General features: G+C 63.1%; 10 protein-coding genes. 6 read left to right on the plus strand and 4 right to left on the minus strand.

The features are described from left to right. The coding region (locus WBV42_RS00895) for a hypothetical protein (RefSeq protein ID WP_423984370.1) at nt 1-287 on the minus strand (287 nt) is incomplete at its 3' end. Between the two features lie 375 nt (nt 288-662). On the opposite strand from WBV42_RS00895, the gene WBV42_RS00900 reads away from it, so the two are divergent. From WBV42_RS00900 to cruF, 3 genes are read left to right on the plus strand one after another with little or no spacing between them, the layout of a single operon-like run. Continuing rightward, entirely contained in the window at nt 663-2,150 is a 1,488-nt protein-coding gene (locus tag WBV42_RS00900; RefSeq protein ID WP_423984371.1) for a phytoene desaturase family protein, read from the plus strand. A gap of 34 nt (nt 2,151-2,184) precedes the next feature. After that, nucleotides 2,185-3,012 (plus strand): prenyltransferase, encoded by an 828-nt coding sequence (locus WBV42_RS00905; RefSeq protein WP_423984379.1) that lies wholly within the window; start codon nt 2,185-2,187, stop codon nt 3,010-3,012. Continuing rightward, the gene (cruF, locus tag WBV42_RS00910; protein WP_423984372.1) at nt 3,005-3,835 is read left to right on the plus strand and encodes a bisanhydrobacterioruberin hydratase; all 831 of its coding nucleotides are present in this window, start codon (nt 3,005-3,007) and stop codon (nt 3,833-3,835) included. Before WBV42_RS00905 ends, cruF begins: the two co-directional genes overlap by 8 nt. 10 nt (nt 3,836-3,845) lie before the next feature. Here cruF and WBV42_RS00915 read toward each other — a convergent pair whose 3' ends face one another. From WBV42_RS00915 to WBV42_RS00925, 3 genes are all read right to left on the minus strand, one after another. After that, nucleotides 3,846-4,199: a hypothetical protein gene (locus WBV42_RS00915; RefSeq protein ID WP_423984373.1), complete on the minus strand. Its 354-nt coding sequence runs from the start codon at nt 4,197-4,199 to the stop codon at nt 3,846-3,848. A gap of 318 nt (nt 4,200-4,517) precedes the next feature. After that, nucleotides 4,518-4,832: a hypothetical protein gene (locus WBV42_RS00920; protein WP_423984374.1), complete on the minus strand. Its 315-nt coding sequence runs from the start codon at nt 4,830-4,832 to the stop codon at nt 4,518-4,520. 36 nt (nt 4,833-4,868) lie between these two features. Continuing rightward, nucleotides 4,869-5,741, minus strand: a complete 873-nt coding sequence (locus WBV42_RS00925; RefSeq protein WP_423984375.1) for an ArsR/SmtB family transcription factor — start codon at nt 5,739-5,741, stop codon at nt 4,869-4,871. Nucleotides 5,742-5,841: 100 nt separating this feature from the next. On the opposite strand from WBV42_RS00925, the gene WBV42_RS00930 reads away from it, so the two are divergent. The 3 genes from WBV42_RS00930 to WBV42_RS00940 all read left to right on the plus strand — a co-directional run. Further along, on the plus strand, nt 5,842-6,069 hold the full coding sequence (locus tag WBV42_RS00930) for a DUF7344 domain-containing protein (RefSeq protein WP_423984376.1): 228 nt from the start codon (nt 5,842-5,844) through the stop codon (nt 6,067-6,069). Nucleotides 6,070-6,152: 83 nt separating this feature from the next. Next, nucleotides 6,153-6,932: a pantoate kinase gene (locus tag WBV42_RS00935; protein WP_423984377.1), complete on the plus strand. Its 780-nt coding sequence runs from the start codon at nt 6,153-6,155 to the stop codon at nt 6,930-6,932. A gap of 61 nt (nt 6,933-6,993) precedes the next feature. Next, the coding region (locus tag WBV42_RS00940) for an AIM24 family protein (protein ID WP_423984378.1) at nt 6,994-7,194 on the plus strand (201 nt) is incomplete at its 3' end.

Genomic DNA, 7,194 nt, shown 5'->3' on the forward strand with positions numbered 1-7,194 from the left:
TTCTGCAGCAACTCGAACAGCATGAGACCGGCGAAGACGCTCGCCGCGAGCATGACGATGGCCGCGATACCGACCGGGACGGACGGCGCGACGACGACGGCGGTTCCGAGCAGTGCGCCGGACACCAGCGCCGTGAAAAACCGTTTGATGCCGGTGAAGGAGGCGAACTTCCGGACCAGCGTCGGGTCGAGACCGACGACTCGTGACCAGACGACGTACAGCGAGGCGACGAGGAGAAACGAGAGGACGGCGACACCCAACAACAGAAAGAATGCGTCTAACTCCATTCGTTCGACCCTGTTGGTACTCACGGTGTGATACTGGAGTATAAGTCTATCGAACGATATGAAGAGAGATGAAAGCAAGGGAGGGGTGGTGCAGTGTGGGGGTCTACGGTATCTCGGGATGAGAACTTACGTGAGAGGTTTGGTGACACTTTGGAAGGAAGCCATCCTTCCGCCAGAGCCTCCGGCACCGCCGACATACGCGCGCTCACACTGACACACTGACGCGCCCGAGTCAGGAGTTGGGCGCACTTACTCTTAGTACACCCCGTACCTTTGTTATACGCCAGCTAAACCCCCGAACAACCGACCTTATACGGTGATGAAACCCAACAGTCGGGGGGTTGTTTTTATCAGTCTTCCAACCCCAGGTCCGGTATGAATCTCGCTGACTGCTCGGTGGTCGTCGTCGGCAGCGGTTTCGGCGGCCTCTCGACTGCGTGCTATCTCGCCGACGCTGGCGCGGACGTGACGGTATTCGAGAAGAACGAACAGCTCGGCGGCCGTGCCAGCAGGCTCGAAGCGGACGGCTTCCGGTTCGACATGGGGCCGTCGTGGTATCTGATGCCCGACGTGTTCGAGCGATTCTTCGGCCACTTCGACCGAACGCCGAGCGACTACTACCGACTCCAGCAACTCGACCCGCATTATCGTATCTTCTTCAAAACCGACGACGAAACCACCGACTCCATCGACATCGTTCCCGATTTGGAGCGAAACAAGGAGCTGTTCGAATCGTACGAGGACGGGGCAGGCGAGGCCCTCCAGCGCTACCTCGACAAGTCCGAGGAGAGCTACGACGTCGGGATGGAACACTTCGTCTACACCGACCGCTCCCGGTTTCGGGATTACGTCTCGATGGACGTGGCGAGAAACGCGCGCGGCCTGAACCTCCTCGGATCGATGCAGGAACACGTCGAGGGCTACTTCGAGAACCCGCGACTCCAGCAGATCATGCAGTACACGCTCGTCTTCTTGGGCGGGTCGCCGAACAACACGCCCGCGATCTACAACCTGATGAGCCACGTCGATTTCAACCTCGGCGTCTACTACCCCGAAAACGGCATCGGCGACGTCGTGGACGGCATCGTCGAACTCGCGGAAGAACTGGGCGTCGAGTTCGAAACCGACCACGAGGTGACGGACATCACAGGCAACGAGGGCGACTTCTTCGTCCACAGCGGCGACTCTCGAACCGCGGCCGACTTGGTGGTCAGCGACGCCGACTACGCCCACACCGAACAGGAGCTCCTTCCGCCGGAATCCCGTCAGTACGACGCTGATTACTGGGAATCCAGAACGTACGCGCCCTCCGCCTTCCTGTTGTATCTCGGCGTCGAGGGGGACGTGGAACCGCTCGCCCATCACACCCTCGTCCTCCCCGAGGACTGGAATTCACATTTCGACGAAATCTTCGAGGAACCGGCGTGGCCCGACGATCCGGCCTACTACCTCTGCGTGCCGAGCAAGACGGACGACTCCGTCGCACCCGAGGGACACAGCAACCTGTTCGCGCTCGTCCCCATCGCACCCGGACTGCCGGACGGCCCGGCCATCCGCGAGAACTTCCGCGAGAAAGTCCTCTCCGACATCGAGACGAACACCGGCGTTTCGCTCCACGACCGAATCGTCTTCGAGAAGTCGTTCTCCGTCTCGGAGTTCGCCGACCGCTACAACAGCACGAAGGGGACGGCGCTGGGACTCGCCCACACGCTCATGCAGACCGGGCCGATGCGCCCCCACCACCGCTCCTCGAAGGTCGACGGCCTCTACTTCACCGGGTCGTACACGAATCCCGGCATCGGCGTTCCGATGTGCCTCATCGGCGGCCAGCACACCGCAGACGCCATGATCGAGGATTACTAATTTCGACTATCAACCGATGCTCGACTATCGAACGATGATCCGCTCCCTACTGAAACTGTCGCGGCCGCGATTCTGGCTCTACCTCGCCGGGCCGGTACTGGTGGGTCTCGCCTACGGCGCGTCATCACTCGGTGATCTGCTCTCGCTGGTTTCGCTCGCCCTCTTCGTCTATTTCCTCCTCCCGGCGAACGTCTTCCTCTACGGCATCAACGACGTGTTCGACGCGGACATCGACGAGGGGAACCCGAAGAAGGACGAGCGGGAAACGCGGTATCGAGGCGACCGGACGGTTCCGGTCGCGGTCGCGGTCTGTGCCCTCCTCGGCCTCGGGTTCCTCCTCGTCACGCCGTCCGCCGCGTGGCCGTGGCTGCTCGGGTTTCTCGTCCTCGGCGCGGAGTACTCCGCACCGCCGCTACGGTTCAAGACGACGCCGATCCTCGATTCGATCTCCAACGGGTTGTACGTCCTTCCCGGCGCGCTGGCCTACGCAACGCTGTCCGGGAGTCAGCCGCCGTTCCTCGCCGTCCTCGGCGGGTGGCTCTGGGCGATGGGCATGCACACGTTCTCGGCGATTCCCGACATTGAACCCGACCGACGGGCCGGGATTCGAACCACCGCAACCATCCTCGGCGAGTCGAGGACGCTGGCGTACTGTGCGGCCTGCTGGCTGGCCGCGGCGGGGCTGTTCGCGCTCCTCGACGTACGAGCGGGCGTACTCCTGTTGACCTACCCCCTCCTCGTCGTCGTGTGGGTCGCCCGCGACGTGACCATTTCGCGGGCCTACTGGTGGTATCCGGCCATCAACACCGCCGTCGGGGCCGTGTTGACGATGGGCGGCCTGTGGGGTGTGCTGCATGGATAGAGAGGCGGTCGAAACACGGGTTTCAGCGCTCGTCCGCGAGAACCGGTTCACCATCGCCGTCGTCTTTCCGCTCATCGGGGCCGTGATGTTCATCGTGGGCACCGAGCCGTGGGTTCCGGCGTGGCTCGCACGGAACCCCTTCCTCATCATCTTCGGTACGGTCGTCATGCGCTCGCCGCTCGTCGCCGGACTGCTGCCGCTCATCGACAGACGGGCGGGTATCGCGCTGTTGTTGCTGACCATCTACACCTATCTCATCGAGTTCGTCGGCGTGACGACGGGGTTCCCGTACGGGCAGTTCCACTACATCCTCGAACTCGGTCCGATGCTGTTCGGGACGGTTCCGGCGGGGCTTCCCGTCTTCTTCTTCCCGCTCGTACTGAACAGCTACCTGCTCTGTCTCCTCCTGCTCGGCCCGCGTGCGGACTCGCGGGTCGCCCGCTTTGCGGCCTCGCTCGCCGTCGTCGTCGTCATCGACCTCGTGTTGGACCCGGCGGCCGTCGCGCTCCGGTTTTGGACGTACCCCGGCGGCGGTATCTACTACGGCGTCCCGCTCTCGAACTACTTCGGTTGGGTCGTCAGCGGCGCCGTCGCGGTCGGACTGGTCGAACTCGGTTTCGACTGGCGGGCGCTTCGTGACCGCCTCGATTCCTGTGAGTTCATGCTGGACGACATGGTGAGCTTCGTCATCCTCTGGGGGGCGATGAACGCCTACTTCACCCACTGGCTCCCCGTCGGGGTCGCCGTCCTGTTGTTCGTCGGCCTCCGACGGATCGACCGCTTCGACTTCGCCGTCCTCCGTTCGGTCACCCCGTCCCGCTGAGCCGGAAAAATCAGCTCCCGCGTCCGAGGAGTACACCGAGGACGAGGCCGACGCCGATAGCCATCAGTGTTCGCCGGGATTCGGAAAACCGAACGAACCGCGTCCCGTCCGGCGTGACTTCGAGCGCGCCGACCGGTTTCGCCGTCGCGCCGCCACCAATTCGACTGCTTCCCCCGCCGCCGAAACCCCCGAACCCGTAGCCGACCTTGGCGATCGGGATAATGGTCCGGTTCTTGAGATGAACCGGAGTGCCGTACACGGTTTCGACGCCGACGTTCCGACGGAGTTGCTGGAGAAAGGCCTCCAGTCGCTCGAACGCGTCCATATCGTTCGCAACCGACGGGAGGACCAAATGGTTTTGCATACTGACGGCCCCCGCGCCGATTCGCGGCTATTTTCCGCTATATAGACCACTTAGCGACGCTTTTTTGGGAGCAGCGTCTCTCACGATCCGTGGCGCACCCAACGTTGACGTGACGGATCCTGCCATCACCCATCGGACAGCACCATACCTGCGGTTGCACCGTCGCCCCCTGTCGTCGCCAACGACTCGCTGTGTGACGGTGTTCGACGTTCACGAGGGTCTTCGGAACCTCGCGCCACACCCACCACTTCACGAACGCTTCACTTGTCACACCCCACCCCCTTCTCGATCCGCTTCGCTTCACGGACGCTTCAGTCGTCACGCCCCGCCGTTTCTCCCGTCTCGCTTTTCCAACCGCTCGATGCGCCCCTGTGCGATCAGTCCGGCACCGAGTAACCAGCACCCGACGCCGACCCCGAGCAATCCGAACGAGAGCCGTGATCGCGGCCCGTGAAGGGCCGTATCGCTCGGGGCGGTCCGCACGAGCACGGCGAGTGCGGCGGTCACCGTCCGTGTCTGCGAGACGACGTCGGAAATCCCGACGATAACGACCGGAAACGAGACGACGAGGAGCGCCGCTCCCAGTACGGTACAAACCGTCCCGACGGTGCCGAGGGTCGCCCGGTCGAACATGACAACCCAAGAAGACGGTGCGGAGGCTCTTAGCGTTCAGCGTCGGTACGCCCGGTGATACCAGACGGCGAAGCCAAGAACGAGAATCAACGCTCCTCCGGCGAAAAAGAGCAGTCCCGGCGGGATTCCGGCGCTCGTCGCGCTTTCGGCGACCGTCCGCGTCGTGTTCGTCGTACTCGACTGCATCGTGGTCGTCAGTTGATCCGAGGCCGTCGTGGTCGCGTGATGCACTGCCGTCGTCGTGTGATCCACCGTCTTACTCAGGGTGGACGTCGCGTTGTCAGCCGCTCCGCCCGCATTGTGGGCGGTCGTGCTCGCGTGCGTCCCGCTCGTGTGAGTCGTCTCGGGTGCGCTACCGCCCGCGTTGTTGGCGTGCGTCGTCGCCGCGCTATCGGCACCGTTGTCGGCGTTTCCCCCCGAAGTGCTGTCACTGCCTCCGGAACTCAAGGTCAACGATCCGAGAAGCGGCTTGCCGTCGGCGAGTCGCTGAACGACGAGGCTCGCCAGTCCGAGGACGCCGATTCCGCCGAGCAGGTTCTTGAGGGCGGACTGTAGCCCTCCCGTGTCCGATTCGTTCCCGGCGAAGAGGACGAGCGGTTCGGCCGTCGGGGCGTACACCTTCATTTCCCGACCTTTCTCGGAGTAGGCCGTGTCCGCGACTTCGACGAGGTTGCCGTCTTCCAGTTTGCCGAGGTGGTACTGGGCGTTTTGGAGGGAGGTATCGACGCGTTCGGCGATGGTGGCCGGGGTCGCCGGTTCCTCGTAGAGGGTGGCGAGGATGTCCCGGCCGGTTTGCGAGGAGAGGGCCGCGACTAACGCGTCCGCATCTTCGCTGTCGACGCCGACGACCCGCGGGTCGCGGTCCTCGTCCGCGACGGAATCGACGGTGGAGGGCAGGAAGTCGACCATACCCTATCATTCCAAGGGGAGACTATAACTTTGCACGGCACAGGTGAATCCGGTATCTTATTAATCCACCCTAAAAATACACCATCCGGTAAGCGAAGGCATGGACGGCGACGAACACTCGTTACGCGCACTGCTTCAGATTCTCGCGGAACCGCGTCGGCGGTACGCACTGTATCATCTCCGACGGCACGACCGGACGACCGTTACGCGCCTCGCGGACAGCGTGGCGGGGTGGATGGATGCCGAACAGGACGAACCCATCGAGTTTCCGGAGATTCTGTCGGACCTGCTCGACGTGACGCTCGAATTCGACGACGGGGCGATGTGAACGCCCGCGTTTGATTTATACACCTGCTAATACGAGGTTCCGGTGACGGGGGATTCAAGGCCTACTTTTGCATCCATACGTGTATGAGAGCGTTCGCTCCGGGAAGCGTGACGGCGGTGTTCGCACCGGCCGAATCGGGCGACGGATCGAAAGGCGCGAGCATGGCTATCGAGGACGGCATCGTGGCCGATGTTCGGGAGGCCGACCGAACCGAGATATTGCTGGACGGCGAGCGGACCGACTTCGAACCGGTCGCTGGTGTCCTCAACGGGTTGGCCGTGACGGCGCGCGTCGAACTCGAATCGGCGATTCCCATCGGCTGTGGCTTCGGAGCGAGCGGTGCGGCCACGCTCGCAACGGCGCTGTCCGCGAACGAAACGTTCGACCTCGGGCGCTCGCGCGAGGACCTCGTACAGGCCGCACACGTCGCGGAGGTGAACGCTGGAACCGGACTCGGAGACGTGTTCATCCAATCCGCCGGGGGCTTGATGATGGACGACGGCACGGGACGGCGACGGTGGGAACCGACGAACGCCATCGAGTACGTCTCGTTCGGCGGGGTGGCGACCAGCGAGACGCTCGGCGACGCCGACATCATGACGAAAATCGAAACCGTCGGCGGGCGAACCCTCGATTCGCTTCCCGGGGAACCGTCGCTCGAACGCCTGACGCGGGATGCCTGGTCGTTCGCACGAGAAATCGGGTTGCCGACCGAACGGGTTCGACGCACCGTGGCCGACGTGGAGGAAACAGGCGGCGCGGCGAGCATGGCCATGCTCGGTGAAACGGTCTTCGCCGTCGGTGTCGAGGACGTGCTTCCGAACCGAACAGAGATTTCGTTCATCGGTGCTGGATTGCTATAAAACGGTGTCTCAACCGCTCAGGCAAGTAGATTCATATACGGTGATACCCTCATTTTTCCGTATGGAGTACGAAATTACCAACGGACCGAGCAACGCGATCCTCACCGTGACGCTCGACGCGGACGAGCACATCGAGGCGAAGACGGGAGCGATGGTGAGTCGGAGCGAGAGTATGAAAGCCGACACCCAAATCGCGGCCGGCGATGGTATCTCGGGCATGCTCTCGCGAGCCATCAGCGACGAGCGAGAGATGGTGTCGAAC

Origin of the sequence: Haladaptatus sp., assembly GCF_049589095.1 — an archaeon.
Classification (GTDB): Archaea; Halobacteriota; Halobacteria; order Halobacteriales; family Haladaptataceae; genus Haladaptatus.